Origin of the sequence: Nocardiopsis deserti (assembly GCF_008638355.1) — a bacterium.
Classification (GTDB): Bacteria; Actinomycetota; Actinomycetes; order Streptosporangiales; family Streptosporangiaceae; genus Nocardiopsis; species Nocardiopsis alborubida.
This window is the reverse complement of record NZ_VWVS01000001.1, coordinates 687,669-711,517: the sequence shown is the minus strand read 5'-3', so window position 1 is coordinate 711,517 and position 23,849 is coordinate 687,669. Positions and strand designations below refer to the sequence as shown.

General features: G+C 72.6%; 21 protein-coding genes. 8 read left to right on the top strand and 13 right to left on the bottom strand.

Going from position 1 to position 23,849, the window contains the following annotated elements:
* Positions 1-208 precede the first annotated feature (208 nt).
* Entirely contained in the window at positions 209-1,405 is a 1,197-nt protein-coding gene (locus tag FYW99_RS12815; RefSeq protein WP_150252215.1) for a DUF418 domain-containing protein, read from the bottom strand.
* Between the two features lie 97 nt (positions 1,406-1,502).
* Here FYW99_RS12815 and FYW99_RS12810 point away from each other — a divergent pair, with 97 nt between their 5' ends.
* Positions 1,503-2,213 (top strand): TetR/AcrR family transcriptional regulator, encoded by a 711-nt coding sequence (locus tag FYW99_RS12810; protein ID WP_150252214.1) that lies wholly within the window; start codon positions 1,503-1,505, stop codon positions 2,211-2,213.
* A 171-nt stretch (positions 2,214-2,384) separates the two neighbouring features.
* Complete coding sequence (locus FYW99_RS12805; RefSeq protein ID WP_150252213.1) at positions 2,385-3,275, top strand: aminoglycoside 3'-phosphotransferase; 891 nt, start codon at positions 2,385-2,387, stop codon at positions 3,273-3,275.
* A gap of 50 nt (positions 3,276-3,325) precedes the next feature.
* On the opposite strand, the gene FYW99_RS12800 is transcribed toward FYW99_RS12805, so the two are convergent.
* The 4 genes from FYW99_RS12800 to FYW99_RS12785 form a co-directional block, all read right to left on the bottom strand.
* Entirely contained in the window at positions 3,326-5,002 is a 1,677-nt protein-coding gene (locus FYW99_RS12800; RefSeq protein ID WP_150252212.1) for a BCCT family transporter, read from the bottom strand.
* 442 nt (positions 5,003-5,444) lie between these two features.
* Positions 5,445-6,326 carry an alpha/beta fold hydrolase gene (locus FYW99_RS12795; protein ID WP_150252211.1) on the bottom strand — a complete coding sequence of 294 codons (882 nt, stop codon included), beginning with the start codon at positions 6,324-6,326 and terminating at the stop codon, positions 5,445-5,447.
* Positions 6,327-6,602: 276 nt separating this feature from the next.
* Complete coding sequence (locus tag FYW99_RS12790; protein WP_150252210.1) at positions 6,603-7,421, bottom strand: aldo/keto reductase; 819 nt, start codon at positions 7,419-7,421, stop codon at positions 6,603-6,605.
* Between the two features lie 86 nt (positions 7,422-7,507).
* Positions 7,508-8,518: an NADP-dependent oxidoreductase gene (locus FYW99_RS12785; protein WP_150252209.1), complete on the bottom strand. Its 1,011-nt coding sequence runs from the start codon at positions 8,516-8,518 to the stop codon at positions 7,508-7,510.
* 100 nt (positions 8,519-8,618) lie between these two features.
* Here FYW99_RS12785 and FYW99_RS12780 point away from each other — a divergent pair, with 100 nt between their 5' ends.
* Both FYW99_RS12780 and FYW99_RS12775 read left to right on the top strand, forming a co-directional pair.
* On the top strand, positions 8,619-9,575 hold the full coding sequence (locus FYW99_RS12780) for a LysR family transcriptional regulator (RefSeq protein ID WP_263364060.1): 957 nt from the start codon (positions 8,619-8,621) through the stop codon (positions 9,573-9,575).
* Between the two features lie 108 nt (positions 9,576-9,683).
* Complete coding sequence (locus FYW99_RS12775; RefSeq protein ID WP_150252208.1) at positions 9,684-10,730, top strand: endonuclease/exonuclease/phosphatase family protein; 1,047 nt, start codon at positions 9,684-9,686, stop codon at positions 10,728-10,730.
* A gap of 325 nt (positions 10,731-11,055) precedes the next feature.
* Here the strand turns inward: FYW99_RS12775 and FYW99_RS12770 are convergent, their stop codons facing one another.
* Entirely contained in the window at positions 11,056-11,292 is a 237-nt protein-coding gene (locus tag FYW99_RS12770; RefSeq protein WP_061082061.1) for a hypothetical protein, read from the bottom strand.
* A 201-nt stretch (positions 11,293-11,493) separates the two neighbouring features.
* Between FYW99_RS12770 and FYW99_RS12765 the strand changes: the two genes are divergently transcribed.
* Positions 11,494-12,123 carry an HAD-IA family hydrolase gene (locus FYW99_RS12765; protein ID WP_150252207.1) on the top strand — a complete coding sequence of 210 codons (630 nt, stop codon included), beginning with the start codon at positions 11,494-11,496 and terminating at the stop codon, positions 12,121-12,123.
* Positions 12,124-12,454: 331 nt separating this feature from the next.
* Positions 12,455-12,913, top strand: a complete 459-nt coding sequence (locus tag FYW99_RS12760) for a GNAT family N-acetyltransferase (RefSeq protein ID WP_150252206.1) — start codon at positions 12,455-12,457, stop codon at positions 12,911-12,913.
* A 92-nt stretch (positions 12,914-13,005) separates the two neighbouring features.
* Here FYW99_RS12760 and FYW99_RS12755 read toward each other — a convergent pair whose 3' ends face one another.
* Together FYW99_RS12755 and FYW99_RS12750 are read right to left on the bottom strand one after the other, a co-directional pair.
* Positions 13,006-13,791 (bottom strand): class I SAM-dependent methyltransferase, encoded by a 786-nt coding sequence (locus FYW99_RS12755; protein WP_150252205.1) that lies wholly within the window; start codon positions 13,789-13,791, stop codon positions 13,006-13,008.
* A gap of 103 nt (positions 13,792-13,894) precedes the next feature.
* Positions 13,895-14,851, bottom strand: coding sequence for an AraC family transcriptional regulator (locus FYW99_RS12750; protein ID WP_150252204.1), 957 nt, complete (start codon positions 14,849-14,851; stop codon positions 13,895-13,897).
* Between the two features lie 272 nt (positions 14,852-15,123).
* Here FYW99_RS12750 and FYW99_RS12745 point away from each other — a divergent pair, with 272 nt between their 5' ends.
* Complete coding sequence (locus FYW99_RS12745) at positions 15,124-15,948, top strand: NAD-dependent epimerase/dehydratase family protein (protein ID WP_150252203.1); 825 nt, start codon at positions 15,124-15,126, stop codon at positions 15,946-15,948.
* A gap of 73 nt (positions 15,949-16,021) precedes the next feature.
* Here FYW99_RS12745 and FYW99_RS12740 read toward each other — a convergent pair whose 3' ends face one another.
* The 5 genes from FYW99_RS12740 to FYW99_RS12720 form a co-directional block, all read right to left on the bottom strand.
* Positions 16,022-17,785 (bottom strand): family 20 glycosylhydrolase, encoded by a 1,764-nt coding sequence (locus FYW99_RS12740; protein WP_150252202.1) that lies wholly within the window; start codon positions 17,783-17,785, stop codon positions 16,022-16,024.
* Positions 17,769-18,611, bottom strand: a complete 843-nt coding sequence (locus tag FYW99_RS12735) for an ATP-binding cassette domain-containing protein (protein WP_317846991.1) — start codon at positions 18,609-18,611, stop codon at positions 17,769-17,771. Before FYW99_RS12735 ends, FYW99_RS12740 begins: the two co-directional genes overlap by 17 nt.
* Before the next feature lie 65 nt (positions 18,612-18,676).
* Positions 18,677-20,443 (bottom strand): dipeptide/oligopeptide/nickel ABC transporter permease/ATP-binding protein, encoded by a 1,767-nt coding sequence (locus tag FYW99_RS12730; protein WP_150252200.1) that lies wholly within the window; start codon positions 20,441-20,443, stop codon positions 18,677-18,679.
* Positions 20,440-21,381 carry an ABC transporter permease gene (locus FYW99_RS12725; protein WP_150252199.1) on the bottom strand — a complete coding sequence of 314 codons (942 nt, stop codon included), beginning with the start codon at positions 21,379-21,381 and terminating at the stop codon, positions 20,440-20,442. Before FYW99_RS12725 ends, FYW99_RS12730 begins: the two co-directional genes overlap by 4 nt.
* A 55-nt stretch (positions 21,382-21,436) precedes the next feature.
* Positions 21,437-22,960, bottom strand: coding sequence for an ABC transporter substrate-binding protein (locus tag FYW99_RS12720; protein ID WP_150252198.1), 1,524 nt, complete (start codon positions 22,958-22,960; stop codon positions 21,437-21,439).
* A 227-nt stretch (positions 22,961-23,187) separates the two neighbouring features.
* Between FYW99_RS12720 and FYW99_RS12715 the strand changes: the two genes are divergently transcribed.
* On the top strand, positions 23,188-23,841 hold the full coding sequence (locus FYW99_RS12715) for a TetR/AcrR family transcriptional regulator (protein ID WP_150252197.1): 654 nt from the start codon (positions 23,188-23,190) through the stop codon (positions 23,839-23,841).
* Positions 23,842-23,849 lie beyond the last annotated feature (8 nt).

Genomic DNA, 23,849 nt, shown 5'->3' with positions numbered 1-23,849 from the left:
GACAGCGGCCGAGCCGAGCGTTCCCGACCGTCCGGTCATCTCCGTGCCGGTACACCCACCGGAGGCCGCGACCGTACAGGCCCCGCCGAGCGTTCCCGACCGCCCAGCCGTCTCCGCACCGGCACCCAGCGGAGGCCGCCGCAGCCGTGCGGGGCGTGTGCCACGCGTTCTGGGCCGTGCAGACCTCACCGAGCGCTTGGGCGCACGGTCATCTCCGCGCCGGTTCGGCCTCCGGCTGCTCCGCCCGGACGGTTCTGTACGTCCCCCAGCGCAGGAGGCGCTCAGCCGGGCCCCGGATCCCCGCACGGCGCATGAGGTCGGCCAGGACCACGGTGGCCGACCAGACGGCGACTCCGACCAGGACGGCGGCGGTTCCGGACAGCCGTGGCGCCAGGTCGAGGGCGTAGGGCGCGAACAGCACCATCCAGGCCACCGACTGCAACAGGTAGCAGGTCATGGAGCGCTGGCCGGTGGCGGCCAGGGCCCGCACGACGGGTCCGCGACGGCTGCCGAGGCGGACCGCGACCAGCGCGATGAGTGCGGCGTAGCCGAAGCCGCCCGCGTAGCCGGACAGGACGTGCAGCCAGCCCGCACCGGCCTTGAGCACGAACTCGGGAGCCCACAGCTGGGTGGCCACCAGGGCCTGCGGCAGTCCGCCGACCACGGCCACGGGGATGCCGACGAGAGCGACGCGGCGCAGCAGTCCGAGGTGGTGCTCGGGCTGTTCCATGACGCGGCGGCGGGCCGCCCAGACTCCGACGAGGAAGGGGAACACCGAACACGCCACGAGCATCGGGGTCATGACCGGCCAGGTGAACAGGCGTGTGACCATGTCGGCCAGCGGGTCCCGGGTGAGGACCCCGCCCGCCTCGGGCTCGGAGAGGGGAAGACTGTTCATGACCGCGTAGAACAGCGAGCCCAGGGAGGCCCAGGTGAGGGCGTGGGCGAGCAGGCGCCGGTCACCGGCGTGCAGCAGACCGGCGAACAGCAGGGCGATGAGCCCGTAGACCGCGACGATGTCGCCGAAGAAGAGCAGGAGTGTGTGCAGGAACCCGATCAGCACCATCCACCGGCCGCGTCGGCGCACCAGCGAGCGCACCCACGGCTCCGGACGCCCCTCAGCGGTGCGGCGCAGGTGGATCCAGGCGAGCCCGTAGCCGAACAGCGCCGCGAACATGGGGTACCCGCGCGCCTCGGCGAACAGCATCAGCAGGGCGGTGGAGGCGGTGTCGAGGAGGCCGCCCGGGGCGGAGCCCTGTCCCGCGGTGGCCATCACCCAGAGGATGTGCGCGTGCACGACGGCGATGACCAGCAGCATCACCCCGCGCGCCAGGTCGGGGGCCAGGGAGCGCCGGTCGAGTGCCACACCCCCGGTCGAGGGCGGCCGGGAGGGGGGAGCAGACATACTGAACTCCGTTCACGCGGAAGGGAACAGCATTGGATACGGGTCCGTATCCAATTCCCTTCCTAAGATACGGCATCGTCGCTTAGTTGGGAAGAGCATGGTTGACCGGGAGCGGCCGCGGGCTGACGACGAGGCGCGGGAGACGGCGCGGGACGCACGGGAGGAGGCGCCCCGGGCCACGCGCAGACGCGGGCGGGAGCTGCTCGACGCCATCCACGAGGCGGTCATCCTGGAGGCCGCGGACGTCGGTGTCGCCCGCCTGTCCATGGAGGGGGTCGCCCGCCGGGCGGGCACGGCCAAGACCTCGCTGTACCGGCGCTGGCCCACGCCGGGGGACATCCTGCTGGACGCGATGTACCACACCTACCCGCAGGAGCAGCCCGCCCCGGGCGCCGACGACCTGCGCGGGGACCTCGTCGGAGCCCTCACGCTCCTGCGCGACACGATGAGCCGGTCCCTGGGGCAGGCGATGTTCTCCGTGGTCGCCGAGGCCAGGCACCACCCCGAGCTCTACGACCGGTTCGTGCGGGAGGTCTTCGACTCCCGCGGCGGGCGCTTCACCCGCACCGTCCTCCAGCACTACGCCGACCACGGCAGGGTGGACCCCTCCCGCGTCACCTCCGTCACCGTCGACATCGGCGAGGCCATGCTCATCAAGTACGCCATGGACCACCAGGGTCCTCCCGACCAGGAGTACGTGGAGCGGATCGTGGACGAGGTGATCCTTCCCGCCCTCGGCCTGGACCCGCGCGCCCCCTCCCCTCCCGCTCCGGGGCGAGGGGGTTCTCCCGCTTCCTCCGACGGCTAGCTCACGCGGCGGGGCGCGTCACCGGAGGCGGGTTCGGGTCGGACCCACCGGCACGCGGCGCCGCGGACCGCTGGCACCCGGGCGGGCATCGGGGCCAGGACGTGCTCGGTGGATGCCGCCCGTCCCGTGAACCGCTGGGAGTCCGGCGGGCGCAAGGCTAGGGTGCGGGGCATGCGCATCCCTCCGTCCGTGGACGCCGCACGCGTCGAGGAACTCGACGTGGGGCTGTCCGGGGCCCGTGTGGCCCGGCTGTTCGACGCCCGGGACCGGCCCTTCGCTGTGCTCAAGTCGGTGGACGCCGACCGCGCCGACCTGGTGGACGAACTCCTGGACCAGGAACGGCGCCTGCGCTGGCTGGCCGGGCGGGGGCTGCCGGTACCGCGCGTACTGGACTCGGGCTCCTGGACGGGACTGCGCTGGCTGGCCATGAGCCACCTGGACGGGCGCGCCGCCCACGAGCCCTGGCCCGCTGGTGACCGGCCACGGGTGCTCGACCTGCTCGCCCGGGCCGCCCGCGCGCTGCACACCGCTCCGGCCGCGGGGTGCCCCTTCGACATGACGCTGCCCGCCCAGCTCGAACGGGCGCGCGAGCGGGTCGCCTCCGGGTTGGTGGAACGCTCCTGGGCCGCCGCGGGCAAGGAGGGGCCGCCCGCCGCCGAGGTGCTCTCCGAGCTGACCGGGCTGGCGCGCGCCCTGGGCCCCGGCCGGACCGCGCTGGTCCACGGCGACTACTGCCTGCCCAACGTGCTGCTCGACACCGGCTCCGTCCGCGGCGGGGAGGACGGCGCGCGCCGGTCCGCGCGCGGGGACCGGAGCCCCGCTCACCCGCACGCCTCCCCGCACGCCGAGGACGGCTGGGCCCTGGTGGACCTGGGCCGGACCGGGCTGGGGGACCCGCACGCGGACCTGGCCGACATGGCGGGCAGCCTGCTCAGTCCGATGAACCCGCAGTTCGGGCCGCGGGACGTCGAACGGTTCCTGGACGCCTACGGGCGGGAGGACGTCGACCCCGAGCGGCTGCGGCTGTGCGCCGGGGTCAACTCCTTCTTCTGGCCCGTGTGAGGGCCCCGGCCGGAGCGGCCGGGGCCCTCACACCGACGGCGGATCCGTCCCTACCGGGGAACGCCGTCGCCGTTGTCGTGTCCGTGGTCCCCGTTGCGATCCCCGGCTCGCGCCCCGGCCTCGCCCAGGCGCCTGTTGCGCTGCCGGATCCTGCGTGCCCTGGTGGTGAGTGGCGCCCTGCGTTCGCGCTGAAGGCCCGACCCCTCCGCGAACTCGGCGTGCAGCGAGCGCACGAGCCCCACCATCATGAAGAAGCCGATCGCGAAGAAGGGCAGCCCGAACACGATGATCGTCTGTTGCAGGGCGTCCAGGCCGCCCACGCCGGAGGCGGTGAGCACGGTCGCGGCGACCACCCCCTCGGTGATCCCCCAGAACACCCGCTGCCGGGTGGGGTTGCCGCTCTTGCCGGAGCAGAGCATGTCCACCACGAGGGAGGCCGAGTCCGAGGAGGTGGTGAAGAAGATGATGACGATGAGGATGGCCACCACCGACACGAACGTGGTCAGCGGGAAGTGCTCCAGGAAGGCGAAGAGGGAGCCGGGGATGTCCCCCTGCGTGACCACCTCGTCCACCAGTCCGCCGCCCTGGTCGCGCTCGATGTTGAAGGACGACAGCCCGAACACGCTGAACCACACGACGCTGAACGCGGTGGGCGCGGCCAGCACGCCGAGGATGAACTCCCGGATGGTGCGGCCCCTGGAGATGCGGGCGATGAAGATGCCGACGAACGGCGACCAGGTGATGGTCCACGCCCAGTAGAAGACGGTCCAGGAGCCCTGCCACCCGGTGTTGGCGAAGGTGTCGTTCCAGAACGACAGCGGGACCAGCATCTCCAGGTAGACGCCCGTGGTCTCGATGATCCCCTTGGCCAGGAACAGCGTCGACCCCGTCAGGAAGACGAAGACCAGCAGCGCCACGGCCATGTAGATGTTGATCGTGGACAGCCACTTGATGCCGACGTCGAGACCGGTGGCCACGGAGATCACGGCGATGGTCGTGACGATCGCGATGAGGATCAGCTGGCTGGCACGGCTCTCCTCCAGACCGAACAGGGTGTTGAGGCCGCTGTTGATCTGGAGCGTGCCCAGGCCGATGGTGACGGCGACGCCGAACAGCGTGCCCAGGACCGCGATGATGTCGATGGTCCGCCCGATGGGGCCGCTGATCCGGTCCCCGAGGAAGGGGTGGAAGATCGAACTGACCCGGAAGGGCAGGCCCTTGCGGTACACGAAGTAGGCGAAGGCGAGCCCGGGCAGGCAGAAGATCGTCCAGGTGTGCAGGCCGAAGTGGTAGAGCGTGAAGCCCATCGCCTCCTCGGCCGCCTCGATGGTCTGTGGATCGACGCCCGAACGCGGAGGCTCGGCGTAGTGGCTGATGGGCTCGGCCACTCCCCAGAACATCAGGATGCTGCCGATGCCGGCGGCGAACAGCATGGCGAACCAGACGGGGTTGCTGTAGTCGGGCGTGCTCTCCGGCGGTCCCAGGCGCACACGCCCGAACCTGCTGAACGCGATCCAGATCAGGAAGATGAGGAAGGTGGTCACACCGAGGATGTAGAGCCATCCCAGGTTGGTGAGTATCCAACTGGAGGTGGCTCCGAAGACGGCGTCCACCGTGTCGGTGAAGAAGATCGCGGACACCACGAAAACGATGGTCAACGCGGCGGACACGAAGAAGATCGCCGGGTTCGTATCGAGCCCCAGCTTTTGCGCCAGCTTTTCGAACATGCCGATTGCTTTCTGGTGTTTCGGGGACGTTCGTCGAGGGACAAGGGCCCGTCAGCCCGCACCGACCTCGGGCAAGGATACGTCCTTGGGGCGGGGTTCCCTGTTTATCCTTCCTTTTGGGGAGAGTCGGGAACGTCCTTACCCGCCACCATTAGCAGCACACCGAAAACTCGCTGTTTAAATATGCCAAAAGCCACATAGGGCATGTTCTTGCAGGGTTGTGTACAGTACGCACCCTTTCGCACGGGTACGTCCCACCTCGTCACCGTTCCCCGGCCCCGGGGGAGGCCGGGAGTCCGCCCGGAAAGGACGGACGACGTCCGCGCCCACGCGTCGCGCCTCGCTCCGCCGGTCCACGCGCGGAGGGGGTCAGGGCGCTGGGGCGGGGGGCGGGCTCTCCGACGGGCTCCGCCCCCGCACGGCGGGGAAACTCCTGTGGATGTCAGGCGTCGAGTTCGCCCAGCAGCTCGCGCACCCGCTCCGGCTGCTCGTGCAGCGACAGGTGCCCCGCGCCCTCGATGGTGTGGACGTCGGTGTCCAGGAACCGGCGGGCCGGCCCGTGCAGGCGCGCGGGCGAGAAGAAGGGGTCGTGCGATCCGGTCGCGACGGCGACCGGGGTGTCGGCCCAGGCGCGGAAGTGCTCCGCCGGCAACGGGCTGGGAGTGGATCCCGCGCGGCAGTACCGGGCCACCAGGGTCAGCCACTCGGCCTCGGCCCGGTGCTTCTCGCACTCGGTGGAGGGGCCGCTGAGGAACTCCACCAGGCGTCCGCTGGTCTGCTCGTTGGGGTGGATCATCCACGGCAGGGTGGCGCGCATCGACTCCGAGCTGACCCCGGCCGCGGTCAGACCGGCCGGGTTGAGCAGCAGGATCCCGGCGACCAGCGGGGAGGGCGTGGAGGCGAGCGCGATGGCGGCGCCGCGCGAGTGTCCCAGCACGAGGACGGGCCGGTCGGTGATCTGGGGCAGGAGCTCGTCGAGCCACGCGCCGTAGGTCTCGATCCTGGCGCCGCCGACCCTCTGGCTACAGCTCAGGCCCGGCTGCCCGGGCAGGTCGACCAGCAGCACCGGCCGGTCCGCGGACAGCGCCCGGGCCGCGGGCACCGTGGCGGCCGCGTTGAAGTTGGTGCCCGAGAGCACCAGCACCGGGGTTCCGGGGCCGCCCTCGGAACGGAAGGCCTGCGTGCTGCCCAGACTGGTCTCCACGGGCGGGAGGGGTCCGAGTTCGGGCCACTGGCTCAGGGCTTTGTGGCACCACGCGTGCACGGAGCGCTCGGCGGTGTCGGAGCGGTAGACGCGTGCGGTGCGGTGCGGGACGACGGTCATGATCTGCTTCGCCTAAGAGGAGACTGGACGCCGTCCTTGCTTGTCGGCGCGCCAAGAGAGGACTGTACGCCTCCGTTCGGCACCACGCCACTCGGGGACGCCGGGAGTGTCCGAACAGACACGCGAAAGAGATCCGCACCCGACACGGGGTGTCCTCTGTTGAGTTCTTCGCCCTGGTGTGAGGGCGTTCGTCCGCCCGTTCTCGGCACAGCCAGGCCCCGACCCCCGCCCCCGCGGGGTGTTCCCGGACCGGACACCGGCCCGGGAACACGGCGGTCAGCCGACCGTGGCGGGGTCCGAGCCGATCCGTCCGCCCCGGTCGAGCGCCGAGACCCGGTCCATGTCCTCGGCGGACAGCTCGAAGCCGAACACGTCGAAGTTCTCCCGGATCCGGGACGGGGTCACGGACTTGGGGATCACGACGTTGCCGAGCTGGATGTGCCAGCGCAGCACGATCTGCGCCGCGGACCTGCCGTGCTTCTCGCCGAGGGCGGTCAGCTCCGGGTCCTCCAGCAGCCCCTTGCCCTGGCCCAACGGGCTCCAGGCCTCGGTGAGGAGGCCGTGGCGGGCGTTGACGGCCCGCATGGCCTCCTGCGAGAAGTGGGGGTGCAGCTCGATCTGGTTGAGGACCGGGACGACCTCGGTCTCCGCGACCAGGCGGTCCAGGGTCTGCTCGGTGAAGTTGGACACACCGATGGACCTGGCGCGGCCCTCGGAGTGGATGCGCTCCAGCGCCTTCCAGGTCTCGACGTAGGCGTCCTGCCTGGGGCAGGGCCAGTGGATCAGGTACAGGTCGACGTAGTCCAGGCCGAGGCGGTCCAGGCTGGCGTCGAAGGCCTTGAGCGCGCTGTCGTAGCCCTGCTCGTCGTTCCACAGCTTGGTGGTGACGAAGAGTTCCTCGCGGGCGACGCCCGACTCGGCCAGGGCCCGGCCCGTACCCCGCTCGTTGTCGTAGATCCTGGCCGTGTCGATGCTGCGGTACCCGGTCTCCAGGGCAGTCGCGACGGCGGCCTGGGCCTCGTCGTCGGGAACCTGCCAGACGCCGAACCCGAGTTGGGGCATGGTGAGGCCGTTGTTCAGCGTGACGTGCTGCATGAGCGCCCTTCCGTCGTGGCGGACTCGTCGGTCTTCGTGGGGTGCTCCCCATGGTGGCGACCTGGAGTGCACTCCAGGCAAGCGGTTCAGGGTGTGAGGTGGACCAGCATCTTGCCGGTGTTGGCGCCCTGCATCATGCCGAGGAAGGCCCGCACGGCGTTGTCGATGCCGTCGACGACGGTCTGCTCGCTGCGCAGCCTGCCGTCGACGATCCACTCGGAGGCGCGCTCGGCGTACTCCTTCATCAGGTGGCCGTGGTCTCCGGCGATGAACCCGCGCAGGGTGAGGCGCTTGCCGACGGCCAGGAAGAGGTTGTCGGGACCGGGCGCGGGCTCGGTGGCGTTGTACTGGGAGATCGCGCCGCACAGGGCGATCCGGCCGTGGTTGCGCATCGCGGCGATGGCGGCCCTCAGGTGGTCTCCGCCGACGTTGTCGAAGTAGACGTCGATCCCCTCGGGCGCGGCCTCGGCGAGCTGCTCCTCCAGACGGCCCTCGCGGTAGTCGATGGCGGCGTCGAAGCCGAAGTCCTCCAGGAGGCGGCGCTTCTTCTCCGGGCCGCCCGCGGACCCGACCACCCGGGACGCGCCCAGCTGGCGGGCGATCTGGCCGGCGGCGGATCCGACCGCGCCCGCGGCGCCGGAGACGAACACCACGTCTCCCTCGCGCACCGGGGCGATCTCGGTCAGGCCCGCGTAGGCGGTGAGGCCGATCATGCCCAGTACGCCGAGGTAGGCCTCGACGGGCGCCAGCGAGGCGTCCACCGCGCGCACGGACTCCGCGGGCAGCAGCGCGTACTCGCGCCATCCGGCCGCGTGCAGGACGGTGGTGCCCACGGGGACGTCGTCGCTGCCCGAGGCGGTGACCACGCCCACCGCGCCGCCGTCCATCGGCTCACCGAGCCGGAACGGGGGGACGTAGGACTTGACGTCGTTCATGCGGCCCCGCATGTACGGGTCCACGGACATCCAGTCGTTGCGTACCAGGACCTGTCCGGGTCCGGGGTCGGCGACGGTGGTCTCCACGAGGGAGAAGTCGGTGGGCTCGGGCTCGCCGACGGGACGGGCCACCAAGTGGACCTCCCTGCTGGTGACGGACATGACGCGACCTCCGTGACTTCGCTGGGTGTTGACGCGGTGACCCGCGGACCGAACAGACACTAGTCCGAACAGCCATTCACTCACCAATAAAATCGGCGAAGTGAGCTATAGGAATGTCAATGGTTCGGGCACGGCGGCCGACCCGCGGTCCGGCGGACCGCTCGACCTACAGCAGTTGAGGACCTTCCTGGCGGTACACCGGTCGGGGTCCTTCACCGCCGCCGCGCAGCTGCTGCGGCTGTCGCAGCCCACGGTCACCACCCAGATCCGTTCCCTGGAGCGTCGGCTCGGACACCCCCTTTTCGAGCGGCTGCCCCGCGGGGTGGCCCCGACCGCCGAGGCCAACGACCTGGCCGCGCGCGTGGCCGAGCCCCTGGACGCGCTGGAGGTGGTGGCCGGGCGCGACGGGGGCGGCGCGTCCGCGTCGCACGCGCCGCTGCGCGTGGCGGGCCCCGCCGAGGCGCTGCACGCGCTGGTCCTGCCCGCGCTCGCTCCCCTGGTGGAGGGCGGCGTACGGCTGCGCGTGCGCACCGGTCCGGCCGAGGAGCTGCTGGAGGAGCTGCGCCGGGACAGGCACGACCTGGTGGTGTCCGCGGTGCGCCCGCGCGGGCGGACCCTGGTCGCCGAACCCCTCGTGGACGAGGAGTTCGTGCTGGTGGCGTCGCCGTCGTGGGCGGACCGGATCGGTCGCGACCGGCTCCACCGCCAGGGCGCCTCCGCGCTGTGCGCGGTCCCGCTGGTGGCCTACGACGACGAACTGCCGGGCCTGCGCCGCTACTGGCGGCACGTGTTCGGGGTGCGGCTGACGTGTGCCCCCGCGGTCACCGTGCCCGACCTGCGCGGGGTGATGTCGGCCGTCACCGCGGGGGCGGGGGTGACGGTGCTGCCCCGCCACCTGTGCCGGGAGGCGCTGGCCGAGGGGCGCCTGGTGGCGCTGCTGGACCCGGAGGAGCCGCCGGTCACCACGCTGTACCTGGTGCGGCGCCCGGGGGTGGCGGACAACCCGCGCCTGGAGGAGGTGTACCAGCACCTGGTGTCGGCCGCCCGCGCCTGCTGAGGGGGCCCGGAGGGGCGGCGGCGCCGTTGCCCCGAACCTCCGTCGCGGTGGTGTGGTCCTACCCCTGAACGGCGGGCGACGGCGCCCGCTCCGGGCGGGAGGACGGCGATGGAACGGGTACGGGCACTGGGAAGCGGTACGGAACCGGCGGATGGCGGGGTCTTCGTGTCCCGGCGCCGCTCCCCCGCGGTCACCGTCGTGGTCGCGCTGGCCGCCACGGGGCTCGCGGTGTTCGCCCTGCTGCGGGTCCTCGGCCTGGAACGGGGATGGCCCCTGGTGCCCGCCCTGGCCTTCACCCCCTACATGCTGGCCGCCGCACCGCTGGCGGCGGCGGTGGCCGGACTGCTGCGGCGCTGGAGGTCCATGGCGGTCCTGACCGCGGTGACGCTGGCGCTGGCCGCCGCGGTCGTGCCCCGCGCGGTGCCGTTCGGCGTGACCTCGGCGGGCGGTCCGGTCGTGCGGGTCATGACCCTGAACATGCTCGGTGGCGGCGCCGACGTGGCGGAGGTGGTGTCGCTGGTGCGCGACCGGGAGGTGGACGTGCTCACCCTCCAGGAGGTCACCCCCGGCCTGGTGCGCGAGCTGTCCGCCGCCGGACTGGACGGCCTCCTGCCGCACACGGTCGACCGCTCCGACCCCAGGGGCGTGCACGGAAGCACCGTCCACTCGGCCCTCCCCCTCACCGACACCGGTGGCGGGGATGCGGGCCACGACACCTTCGCGATGCCGACCGCCGTCGTGAGGCTGCCCGAGGACGGCGACGGGGACGGGGAGAAGGACGTCCTGGAGGTGACGTCGGTGCACGTCCCGCCGCCGCTGACCCCCGCGTACACCGGATCCTGGCGCGAGGAGCTGGAGGGCCTGGCCGAGGTGGACGACCCGGACAGGATGCGGGTCCTGGCCGGGGACTTCAACGCCACGCTCGACCACGCGGCGATGCGCGAGGTCCTGGACGCCGGGTACCTGAGTTCCGCCGCGGTCCTGGGCGAGGGGCTGGAGCCCACGTGGCCGGTGGGGCGCGCCGTCCCGGGCGTCGCCATCGACCACGTCCTGGTGCACCCCCGGATGGGCGTCGACCACCTGGAGGTCGTGGAGGTGACCGGCACCGACCACAGGGCGGTGTTCGTCGAGGTGTCCCTGCCCTCGCCCCGGTAGGCGTTCCGGCGGGGACGGGTGCACCGGAGCCCTCCTCTGCCCTCACACCGGTGGCACGGTCTGCCGTCGTTCCATGAGCGAGCTGCCCGAACCGATCACGGGGGCTCCCCTCCGGGTGGTCCTGCCCGACGAGTCCACGCAGATGTCCCCGAGAACCCTCGTCGAACTGGGCGTTCACACCGATGAGCCGGGCGTGGACGCGGTGCGGTTCGGCGGCGCGGAGGGCGTCGGCGACCGGAGGGAGCGGTTCGCGGCGGCGCTGCGCCGACCGGTGGCGCTGTGCCGACCGGTGGCGTCGGTCCGGTCCCGGACCGGTGACGCGCTCCTACTTCTGTGCGCCGAAGAGCCCCCGGCCGCCGTACTTCTTGTGGATGGCCTGTTTGGACACGCCGAGCACCTCGGCGATCTCGGCCCAGGTGGAGCCCCGGTTGCGGGCGCGGCGGACGAGGACGGCCTCGACCCGCTCCATCTCCCTGCGCAGCCGGACGGTGGCGTCCAGACCCACCAGCGGGTCGTCGGCTCCGGTGGTGCGGGCGAGGGCGGTCAGCTGTTCGGCGTCCATGGGTCAACTGTAATTGACATTCCTGTGGTGACACACCTGCTGCCGGACACGTCCCCGCCGGAGGGGCGGAAGGTCGCCGGATACCGTTCCGGGCTCCTCGGACTCCGCTCCCGACGGTCCGGCGGGGATACCGCCGCCGACGGCCCCGCGGTCGCGGATGGCACTCTGGAGTGCCGAACGAGGACCCGACGAGGGAGTGACGTGGGCGGCTACGACGAGGCGACCGTGCTGTTCGACCTGGACGGCGTGCTGGTGGACTCCACCGCGAGCATCCGCGCGGGACTGACCGCGTGGGCCGTGGAACGCGGTCTGGACGTCGGCGCGGTGCTCGAAGACCACCACGGGCGGACCGACGTGGACCTGGTCCGCCTCTTCGCCCCGCACCTGGACCCGCTGACCGAGGCACCCCGGATCGAGGCCCACGAGGCCGCCGCCGGGGACGGCGTCCGGGTCGTGCCCGGCGCGCGCGAACTCCTGACCGCACTCGACGCGCACGGGCGCCCCTGGGCGATCGTCACGTCCGGGAGCGACCTGATCGCGCGTTCGCGGATCGCGACGGCCGGGCTGCCCCTCCCCCGCGTACTGGTGACCGCCGACCAGGTGGTCGAGGGCAAGCCCCATCCGGCTCCGTACCTGCTGGGCGCCGAGCGCATGGGGGTCGCCCCCGGGCGGTGCGTGGTGGTGGAGGACTCCGTGAGCGGCGTCCGCTCCGGGCTGGACGCGGGCATGCCCGTGGTGGCCGTGGCCTCCACGACCGGCCCCGACGACCTCGACCACGCGACCACCGTGGTGGCGGACCTCGAAGCCGTGGCCGCGCTGCTGCTCCCCTAGACAGTGTTTTTTGGGACCTCCGCTTCGCTTCGGCCCGTGTTCGGGCGCCCGAAGCACGGGAACCTTCGGTGTCTCCGGCGGGTTCGCCCGTTCCTCACGAACCCGCCTCCACCACCTCCAGAACCCCGTGGGCGCCCGAACCCCCCCACAAGCTGAGGCCGGTTCAAAAAACAGACTTTAGGCCCCGTCCCCCGCCCCGGGTCGGGGCCGACCCCGTCCGCGAGGGAGCACTCCGCGCGGCCGGCCCCCCGCTCCTTCGGAACCGCTCAGAACCAAGACCCATCGACCGAGTCCGGCGCTGCCGGACCGCACGACAACGTACGGAGCACCCTTGAACGACGGCGTCACCATCGACCGGGCCCGCGCCGAGGACGTGGCGGCGATCGTCGCCATGCTCGCCGACGACGCGCTGGGCGCCCGGCGCGAGGACCCCGCGGACCTGACCCCCTACCTGGCGGCCTTCCGGGTGATCGTCGCCGACCCGCACCAGTTCCTGGCGGTGGCCCGCCGCGGCGGCCGGGTGGTGGGAACCCTCCAGCTGACGCTCCTCCCGGGCCTGTCCCACCGTGGCGCCACCCGCGCCCAGGTGGAGGCGGTGCGGGTGCACTCGGGCGAGCGCGGCGGCGGCCTGGGCACCGACCTGCTGGCCTGGGCCGAGGAGGAGGCCCGCCGTAGGGGAGCCGCCATGCTCCAGCTGACATCGGACGCCTCGCGCGGGGACACGCACCGCTTCTACGAGCGGCTGGGATACACCGCCTCCCACGTCGGTTTCAAGAAGCGGCTCGACTGACCGGACGCGGAACCGAGGAAGGCAGAACCAGCGTGCGCGGACCGGAGCGGCCGCGCGCCGGGCCCCGCGGCCGGGCGGACGGCAGAGCGCGGCTACGACGTCCGGCGGGCCAGATAGAGCCGCGTGACGTAGGGGACGCGCACGTTCCCGTCGGGGAAGTGCGCGGCGACGAGCGCGGTGAGGGCCTCCCGAGTGCGCTCCTCGCCGATGTTGCGGACCACGGCGGCCATCCTGCTGGAGGAGAGCGCGCTCCCGACGAAGCCGTCGGTGTCGAGTTCGCGCGTCCATGCGGCGGTGGACTCGGTGGTGTCGACGAGGCCGTCCTGGGCCTCCGTCTCGGCGGCGGTGTCGTAGGCGCGGTAGTCGCGCCGGTAGTCGTCGCCGTACTCCTCCATCAGGCTCTCGTGGGCGTCGACGAACGCGCTGGCGGTCCAGTCGCGGTCGTTGTTGAGGACGGCGACGGTGCCTCCGGGCAGGAGCAGGCGCGCGGCCTCGGCGTAGAAGGCGGGCCGGTCGAACCAGTGGACGGCCTGCGCGGCCAGCACAAGGGAGGCCGACGCGTCGGGGAGGGGGACCCCCTCGGCGCGGCCGTCCACGTACTCGACCCCGTCGGGCTCCTCGGCGGCGGTGGCGCGCATGGAGTGCCCCGGCTCGACGCCGACCACACGGGGGCCCGGGCCGAAGACGTGGCGCAGGGCGCGGGTGGAGATGCCCGTTCCCGCGCCGACGTCGAGCAGGAGCCAGGGTTCGGGCCAGGAACTCCGCGCACCGGCGAGGACGTGGGCGCGCAGCCGGTCGAGCAGGGGCCGGGGGTACCCCGGCCGGAAACGGCGGTAGCCCTCGCTGAGCTGGTCGAACGCCTGGGTCCTGTCGTTCATCGTGTTCCCTTCTCCCGTGCCCTGGTCTCCGGGTCCCAGCCTCCTGGTCCTGGCCTCCTGGTCCTGTGTACACGAACCCAGCCGAAGGGGCTCGGAGGCGGCGTCAGGCCTCGTGCGGCACGCGTTCGGCACGCGCGGCCCGGTACGCGGACGGGCTCGCGCCCGTGTGGTTCTTGAACGCGGAGCTGAACGCGAACGCGCTCCCGTAGCCCACCCGGGCGGCCACGGCCTCCAGGCCCAGCCCCGGGCGGGCGGTGAGCAGGTCGCAGGCCACCGTCAGCCGCCAAGTGCGCAGGTAGGTCATCGGCGGGGTGCCCACGGCCCGCTGGAAGCGCGCGGCCAGAGTGGCGCGGGAGACCGCGCACTCCCCCGCCAGGGCCTCCAGGGTCCAGGGCTCTGCGACGCGCTCGTGGACCAGCTCCAGCGCCCGCGCGACGACGGGGTCGCTGCGGGCGGTGAGCCAGTTGGGCGCGCTGTCGGGGTTGTCCTCCAGCCAGGCGCGCACCGCCATCACCAGCAGGCAGTCCAGGAGCCGGTCGTTGAGGCTGGTCTGGGCGACGTGGCCGGTGGTGATCTCGCGGGCGAGCAGCTCCACCAGCGCGGGGTCGACCCGGCCCCCGGGGAGCACCGCCAACGACGGCAGCGCGGCCAGGGCGAGGCGGCCGACCTCGCTGTCGTCCAGGTAGGCGCCCACGACCATGGTGTCGGTGCCGTCGGGGTCGTTTCCCCAGGTGCCGACACCGTGGCTCATGGACACGTGGACCTCCGCACCGTCGCGGGCCACGCACCGTCCACCCGGCAGGGCGGTGACGGTGGGCTCCCGGCCGGGGCTGTCGGCGATCACGTAGGGCTCCGGGCCGCGCACGAGCACCAGGTCGCCGGGACCGGCCTCGACCTCCTCCCCGCACGCCGCCACCCAGGCGTGTCCGGAGGTGACCACGACCAGGGTGAGGGCGGCCTCGTCACGGATGTCGATGCCCCAGGGCGGGCTCATGACGGTGCGCAGGGTGAAGGCGCCGCGCGCGCGTGGCCCGTCCAGGAGGTGCACGAGGGGGTCCATGGCCTCACCCTAGTGACGCGCACGGGAGGGCGGCGGCCTCCCGCCGGACACGCGGGGTGCCGTCCGGAACGGCGCCGACCGCCCGCCCGGTCAGGTCGGCTCCGGAGCCCTCCGGACCGTTCCGGGGCGCGGGCCGGGGAAGGAGGGGGGACGGAGCGGGGGACGGGGTGGAGCCCGGGAACGGCGGGAACCACACCGGATTCAGACGAACGCTTATGCACACCAGCTTTCTGACTATGTTCCGTCCGAACCCGGGCTGGTGGACTGGGGACATGACCACAGAACACGTCCTCGTCACCGGCGGCACCGGCATGACCGGCCGCCGCGTCACCCGCCTGCTGCGTGAGCGCGGCGCCGACGTCCGGGTCGGCTCCCGCTCCGGCGAACCCCGCTTCGACTGGCACGAACCCGCCACCTGGGACGCCGTCCTGGAGGGGGCCACCTCCGTCTACCTGTGCTACCACCCCGACCTGGCCTTCCCCGGGGCCAGCGAGACCGTCGCCGCGTTCGCCTCCCGCGCCGCCCGAAGCGGCGTACGGCGCGCGGTGCTGCTGTCCGGCCGCGGCGAGGAGGGGGCCGAGAGCGCGGAACACGCCGTGCGCGCCGTGTTCCCCGGCCTGACCGTGCTGCGCTGCTCGGTCTTCGCGCAGGACTTCTCCGAGAGCTTCCTGCTCGGGCCGGTCCTGGAGGGCACCGTGGCCCTGCCCGTGCCGGACGTGTCCGAACCGTTCGTCGACCTCGACGACGTCGCCGAGATCGCGGCCCGGGCGCTGACGGGGGACGGGCACGGCGGTGAGCTGTACGAGCTGACCGGCCCCCGGTCCCTGACGTTCACCGAGGCCACCCGCCTGATCGGCGAGGCCGCCGGGTATCCCGTCGCCTGCCGCCAGGTCTCACCGGAGGAGTTCGTCGCCGGGGCGGTCGCCGCGGGGCTGCCCGCGGAGGTGGCCCACGGTCTGACCGAGCTGTTCGGCGAGATCCTGGACGGCCGCAACGCCGAGCCCGCCGACGGGGTGGAGAAGGCGCTGGGCCGCCCGGCCTCGGACTTCACCGGGTACGTCCGCCGGGCCGGGGCCTCCGGGGTCTGGAGGCGCTGAGCGCGGGGGTCGGCCGCCCGGTCCGGGGCTCCCGGGCGGCCGACCCCTCCACGCCTACCCAACCCCTCCACGCCTACCCGGGTCCTCCCGCCGGACGGAAACGGGCCCCGAACCCCAGAGCGGACCAGAACCGGCCGTACCCCTCCAAGCGGGCGGCGTGCTCCTCCCAGGGGACGGGGACGTGCGACCACGCCTTCTCGGCCACTCCGGCCAGACGCGGCAGCAGCAGGAACGCGAGGTCGTCGAACCCGGTGAGGGTCTCGCCCCACACGGCCGCCTCCACTCCGGCGACGGCGACCCCCGGGGCCAGCGACCGGGCGGTCTCGCCGGGCTCCCAGTCGAAGGCCCCGGCGACCGTCACCGGCTCGTAGGAGGGCAGCCCGAGCCTGAGGCGCTCGGCCTCCTGGTCGGGTCCGGCGGCGTCGGCGTAGGGGCGGTCCAGGTAGACCAGCGAGTTCGGGGAGAGCAGTACCGGCACGCCCGCCCCCGCCGCCGCAGGAACGTCGCCGGGGGAGATCCGGAAGGTCTCCGCGGCCCGGTACACCAGGGGGTGGAACTCCTCCGGCACCGCGGTTTTGATGACCTCTGGATCGAACTCGTCCGGGGCGCCGATCCAGTACTGGAGGACGTCGTCGCCGGTCAGCGCCTCCGCGCGCGCGGTCTCCTGCCAGCCGACGACCCGTTTTCCCGCCGCCCGCACGCACGCGTGGGTGTGGCGGACGAACGCGACGTAGTCGTCGTGGCCCATACCGAAGGGCTCGTCACCGCCGAAGTGCAGGAACGGCCCCGGCGTGAGTTCGGCGAACTCCTCGACGACGTCCCGGGCGAAGGTGCGCGCCGCCTCCACGTCCGGGTGCAGGAACCGCACACGGGGATGCGGTGGTTGGACGTGGCCGTGGAGTTCGGGGTAGGCGTCGAAGGCGGCTCCCGTGTGGCCGGGCAGGTCGACCTCGGGAACGACGGTGACGTGCCGCCGGGCCGCGTACTCCACCAGGTCGGCGAACTCCTCCCGGGTGTAGTACTCCCGCGCGCCGTCCGGGCCGGGGCGGGTGAGCCGCGGCCAGCGCCGCGACTCCAGCCGCCACCCCTCGCTGTCGGTGAGGTGCAGGTGCAGGACGTTGAACTTGTGCAGGGCCAGGAGGTCGACGACGCGTTCGACCTCGGCGGCGGTGAGGAAGTGGCGGACCACGTCCAGGGACAGTCCCCGCCAGGCGTACCGGGGGCCGTCCTCCAGGACCCCGGAGGGGGCCCACACGTCGCCCCGCTCGTCCACGCGCAGGAGCTGGACCAGGCTGGTCAGCGCCCGGAAGGCCGCCTCGCCGCTGGCGCCGCAGACCTCGGCGCGCCCTTCGGCGATCCCGATCCGGTGGCGTTCGTCCGCCCCCGGAACGGGACGGGGGTCCACTCCCGTCACGGGTCCCGCCACAGGCCCCTCCGTCCCGGCGGAGCCCCCGTCGGGGGTCCGGGCCGTGTCCGGACCGTGCGAGGCGCCGCCCCGGTCGCCCCCCGCTCCCCACCGGTCGCCGTCCACGCGGACACGGACGTCGGCTCCGGCGCGGACGGGCTCCACCCGCAGGCCGTGCAGGGCCGCGGCCGTCCGGGCGAACCAGTCGTGCGCCTCCGGGGCCGCCCCCTCCAGTGTCAGCCGCCCACCGCGGCCCACCCGTACCGGCTGCCCGCCGGGGTGGACGATTGGTGCGGGGACGAGTCCGCCCGCGAGGAGGGTGCCCCCGGGGTCCGTGCCCGGGTCCGGGCCCGGCACGGCATCCCACCGCCGCGCGGTGGACCCGGTGTCCTCGCCGGGGGTGGCGGACGGGTGTTCAGGATGCGTCGGCATGGAACCGCCTCTCGTACTCGGCTCGGCGCTCGCGCTGGCGGCCGGGGTCCGCGACCGGGGCTGACAGCAGCAACCGCTGGGTGTAGGGGTGTTCTGGCGCGCGGGTGACCGTGTCGGCGTCACCGGACTCCACGATCGCGCCGCGGTGGATCACCGCCACCCGGTGGCTCATCGCCCGCACCACGGACAGGTCGTGCGACACGAACAGGTACGCCATCCCGGTGCGCTCCTGGATGTCCAGCAACAGGTCCATGACCGTGCGCTGGGTGGTCAGGTCCAGTGCGGACACGGGTTCGTCGCACACGATCAGGCGGGGCGAGACCGCCAGGGCCCGGGCGATCGCCACGCGCTGGCGCTGTCCTCCGGAGAACTCCCGGGGCAGCCGGTCCACCGTGTCGCGGGGCAGCGCCACCCGGTCGAGGAGGTCAGCGACCGTCCCCCGGGCCTCACGGGCGGGCACACCCTGGGCGAGGAGCGGCTCGGCGAGGGTGTCGCCGATGAGCAGGGAGGGGTTGAGCGAGGTGTAGGGGTCCTGGAACACCACCTGGATGTCCCTGCTCAGCGCGCGCCTCCTGCCCCGGGAGGCTCCGTCGACGCGTTCGCCGTCGAAGGTGATCGTGCCCCCGGCCACCGGGACGAGCCCGAGGACGGCGCGGCCGATGGTGGACTTGCCCGAACCGGACTCGCCCACCAGCCCCAGGGTCTCTCCGGGCCGGATCCGTAGCGACACCCCCCGCAGGACCTCCACGCGGGGCGCGCGCCACCCCCGTCCGGGGAAGGACACCCGCAGGTCGCTGACGTCGAGCAGCGCGTCCGGGTCCCTCACGCGTCCCCCCGTCCCTCCTGTACCGTCGGACGCCGCCCGCGGCCGTCCGCTCCGCCGCGTACCGGTCATCGTGTGCCCACCTCCCGGGTGCGCCACGGCGCGCGGGCCGGGGCGTCGTCGAGTACCGCGTCGAGGAGTTCGCGCGTGTAGGGGTCGCGGGGACTGGTGAGGATGTCGGCGGTGGCGCCGATCTCCACGATCCGCCCCTCCCGCATGACCGCCACCCGGTCGCACAGGTCGGCGACCACGCCCAGGTTGTGGGTCACGAGCACCATTCCCATGCCGCGTTCGGACTGGAGCCCGCGCAGCAGCGCCAGGACCTCGGCCTGCACGGTGACGTCCAGCGCGGTGGTGGGTTCGTCGGCGATGAGCAGGTCGGGGTCGCAGGAGACCGCGCCCGCGATGAGCACGCGCTGGGCCATCCCGCCGGAGATCTGGTGGGGGTGGCTCGCCATGACGCGTTCGGGGTCGGGGATCTCCACCCGCCGGAGCAGGTCCAGTGCCCGTTCACGCGCCTGGGCGCGGGACAACCCGAGTTTGGCCCTCAGGGGTTCGGTCAGGTGGTCACCGACGGTGAAGGCGGGGTCCAGGTTGCTCATGGGTTCCTGGGGAACGTAGGCGACCGTGTCGCCTCGCAGTCCCCGCAGGGTCCGCTCCGCCGCCCCGACCACCTCGGTCCCGTCCACGAGGACGCTGCCGCGCGAGACCCGCCCGCCCTGGGGCAGCAGGCCGAGCACGGAGAACGCGGTCTGGGTCTTGCCCGAACCGGACTGCCCGACCAGCCCCACGACCTCGCCCCGGCGCACGTCCAGGTCCACGCCGTGCACGACCTCGGTGGACGTGCCGTCGTTCAGGGTGTAGGCGACCGCCAGGTCGCGGACCGACAGCAGGCCGGCGCGCTCCTGCGCGCCCTCCCGCACGGCGGGTGGATCGGCCGCCGCGCGACGGACGCTCCGTCCGGTCGCCGGACCGGTCCCGCGGTCCTCCAGCACGTCGCGCAGCGCGCTGGCCAGCAGGACCAGCGCCGCACTGGTCAGCCCCAGCGCCAGGCCCGGCCACAGCATGAACAGGGGCGCGCGGTTGACGTTGGTGAACGCCTCGTTGAGCATCGCTCCCCATGTGGGCAGGGAGCCGCTGCCGATGCCGAGGAACTCCAGTCCGGCCTGTAGTCCGATGGCCATGCCCGCGACCAGGGCGACCTGGATGATGATCGGCGCGCGCACCACCACCAGGACGTGGCGGGCGATGATCCGCGAGTCGCTCAGCCCGAAGACGCGGGCGGCGTCCACGTAGAGTTCGCCGCGCATCCCGGCGACGGTCCCCCGGACCAGGCGGAAGAAGCTCGGCGCCACGAGCACCCCCAGCACCACCATCAGCACCCACACGCTGGGGCCCAGGACCGCGCGGGAGGCCAGCAGGACGACCATGGCGGGCAGCGCCATCACCAGGTTGGTCCACCAGCCGGCCAGGGAGTCGAACCAGCCGCCGTGGTATCCGGCGGCCAGGCCGGTCGGAACACCGATCACCAGGGCGACGGCGACCGCCAGGGCCGCACCGCCCAGGGTGTTGCGGCCCCCGTACAGCAGCCGCGTCCACACGTCGCGCCCGGAGGAGTCGAAACCGAGCGGGTGGCCGCCTCCGGACGGGCCGAAGGCGTCGCTCAGGTCGGCGTCGTTCGGGTCGTGCGGAGTCACCAGGGGTGCGAACACCACAAGGCCCACGATCACCAGCAGTACCAGGAGGGAAAGCACGGCCTGCGGATTGGTGAGGAAGCGGCGCACGGTGCCCGCCGACCTGCGCGAGGCGGTCGCCGCCGCGACGGGTCCGCTCATGAGATCCTCGCTTTCGGGTTGAGCCAGCCGACGAGGATGTCCACGATCAGGTTGATCACGACGACCACGATCACCGTCATCATCACCAAACCCATGATCACCGGCACGTCGCCTCGGGTCGTGTACTGGACGGTCATCGCTCCGATGCCGGGCAGACCGAAGATCTGCTCCACCAGGACGGCCCCGCCGAGCAGGCCGACGGTCTGCATGCCGAGCACGGTGAGCGCCGGGGTGGCGGCGTTGCGCAGCACGTGCCGAAGCACCACGCGCGACGTGGACAGGCCGCGGGCGCGCAGGGTGCGCACGTAGTCGCGGCCCATCACCTCGATGACCGCGCTGCGCACCTGCTGGGAGACCCCGGCGATCGCGGCGACCGACAGGGACAGGATCGGCAGGGTGATCGTGGACAGCCAGCCACCGAACGACTCGGACAGCGGCACGTAGCCGATGGCCGGGAACCAGCGCAGCTGGACCGCGAAGACCAGCACGATCACCAGCGTGACCAGGAAGCCTGGCAGGGCGTAGCCGACCACGCCGACGACCTGCACGACGCGGTCGACGGTGCCGCGCCGCACACCGGCCCACACTCCCAGCCCGAAGGAGACCACGGCGGTGACGAGCGTGACGCCGACCATCAGGCTGAGCGTGACCGGCAGCCGGTTGGCGATCGCCTGGGAGACGTCCTCGCTGGTGAACCAGGAGGTTCCCAGGTCCCCCCGCAGCGCGGAGGCCAGCCAGTCGAGGTAGCGCACGGCCACCGGCCGGTCCAGGCCGAGCTCGCTGTTGCGCACGTCCACGAGTTCCTGGTCGGCGTGGGGGCCGAGCAGTTGACGTCCCACGTCGGCGTCGGGAAGCGACAGCAGTGCGTAGGACAGGGCGGAGATGACGAGGAGGAGCAGCAGCCCCGATGCTGCCCGTCTGAGGATGAAGGAGGTCATGGCGGCTCCATGGCGCCCCGCCGCCCCGGCGGACGCGGGTCCGCCGGGGCGGGGGTCACTCGGCGGGGGTGTAGTTGTACAGGGAGGGGACGGCCATGCCCGACTGGGGCTGGATGTCCACGGTGCCGTCGGAGACGTGCAGGTACCTCATGCGGTAGAAGGGGACGAACCAGGCCTGTTCGACCAGGTGCCGGTTGAGCTCCTGGGCTGCCTCGACTCCCTCGCCCTCGGGCGCGGTGCGCAGCTCCTCCACGGTCTCCTGGACGGTGTCGTCGGTGCTGCCGAAGAGGTTGAACGTCCCGGGCAGGACGAGTTCCACGGTGGTCACCCACTCCTCGGCGGGCTGGGCGTTGTTCATGACCATGCCGGGGTAGCCCTGGTCGGTGAAGATGCTGGACAGGGCGTTGGCCTGGTCGAGGTCGTCCCAGGTGAGGTCGATCCCGACGTCTTCGAGGTCGCTCTGGATGCTGGTGGCCATGGCGTCGGAGGAGATCGCCTGCATGCGGGGCAGGGTCATCTCGAAGCCGTCGGGGTACCCCGCCTCGGCGAGGAGTTCGCGGGCCCGGTCGGGGTCGTACTCGTAGTAGGCGTCCAGTTCGGGGACGTAGGCGTCCGACTCGGTGCCGAAGACCTGGCTGGTGACCTCCCCCTGTCCGCCCCGGAGCTGTTCGAGCATGGTCTCCCGGTCGATGGCGTGGTTGATCGCCTGGCGCACCTCCGGCTCGCCGAGCGCGGGCACCATGGCGCCGTCGCGGTCGAACAGGATCAGGCCCTGGTAGTCGATGTGCTGCGGGGTGGTGACCACGTCCGGTTCGGACTCGGCCACCTCCTGCTGGTCGACGGTCTGGATCAGCGCGGCGTTGACCTGGCCGGTGCGCAGGCCGTTGACGATGGCGGTCTCGTTGTCGAAAACGCTGATGCTCACCTCGTCGTAGGGCAGGTCCTCTCCCCAGTAGTCGTCGGCCCGGGTGTAGACCCAGGTGGTGCCCACGGCGGTGCGCCCGGCGTCGAGCTCGTAGGGACCGGTGCCGTCGGGTGCGGTGGCGAGGGTGTCGCCGTCGAGGGAGGCGGGGTTGGCCATGAGCCCGGCGGCGTCGCTGAGGTAGTAGAGCATCGCCGGGTTGGGCTGCCCCAGGTGCAGGACGACGTGGGTGTCATCCACGACCTCGACCTCCTCCAGGTCCGCCATGGTCTGGGCCTGTCCGCCGCCCGCGTCGCGGAAGCGCTCCAGGTTGGCCTTGACCGCCTCCCCGTCGAAGGGGGTGCCGTCGTCGAAGGAGACGTCGTCGCGCAGGGTGAGGCTGAGTTCGGTGAGGGTGTCGTCGTAGGACCACTCGGTGGCGAGCATCGGCGCGTAGGTGCCGTCGGGGGCGCGCTTGACGAGGGTGTCGTAGACCGCCTGGAAGTGGGGCAGGGCGGAGCCCATCGCCTCGGCCGGGTCCAGGCTCTGGGGCAGGGTCATGGTCGCGATGTCCAGGGTCGGGGAGTCGGGGGTTTCCCCGGATCCGCCACAGCCGGTCAGCATGAGCACGACCGCTGCGGCCACGGCTCCCGTGTTGACAGGGGTCCTTCTCTGCATTTGCTCGCTCCGTGGGGGGAGGCCCGGGCGGAGACCGCTCCGGGAGGTTCGGTGAGGGGGAGATCACAAACTAACCACGTGGTAGGTTTTGTGTCGGCCACCGTACACCAACAGGTCAGGACCCGGAAGTCCGAGCGCGAGGATCGCCGGAGCCCACGCTCGGACCAGCCACCGGCCACCGGCCGACAGGCGCGTACGGAACGCACGACCCGCGAGGAGACCGCCCCGTGACCGAGCCAGAGCGCGCCAAGCCGCGCATGACCAAGGGAGAGCGAACCCGGCAGCGCATCATCGACTCCGCGAGCGAGCTCTTCGCCAAGTCGGGCTACCTCGCGGTCTCCCTGCGCGATATCGCGACCCACGCGGGGCTCACCCACGCCGGGGTGCTCCACCACTTCCCGAACAAGGAGGCGATGCTCCTGCGTGTCCTGGGCCGGCGGGACGAGATCAACGCGCCGCTGGTGCTGGGCCCGAGGGTGACCCCCCGGCTGCTGGTCGACAACCTCGTCGCGATCGCCGAACGCAACACCGGCACCCCCGGCCTGGTGGCGCTCTACGCCAAGCTCTCCGCCGAGGCCACCGACCCCGACCACCCCGCCCATGCGTACTTCGCCGGCCGCTACCACATCCTCCGCGAACGGTTCACCGAGGCGTTCACCGTGCTGCTCGCCGACCGCCCCGGCCTCTCCCCCGCCGTGGCGGCCCAGCAGTTCCTGGCGCTCATGGACGGACTCCAGATCCAGTGGCTCCTGGACCCCGACTCCGTCGACATGCGCGCGGCGATCGTGTCCTTCACCGAGATCCTCGGGCTGACCGGACCGGAACACTCCGAGGCAGAACACCCCGAACCGGAGCAACCCGCACCAACCGACCACCCCTGAAAGGCCCC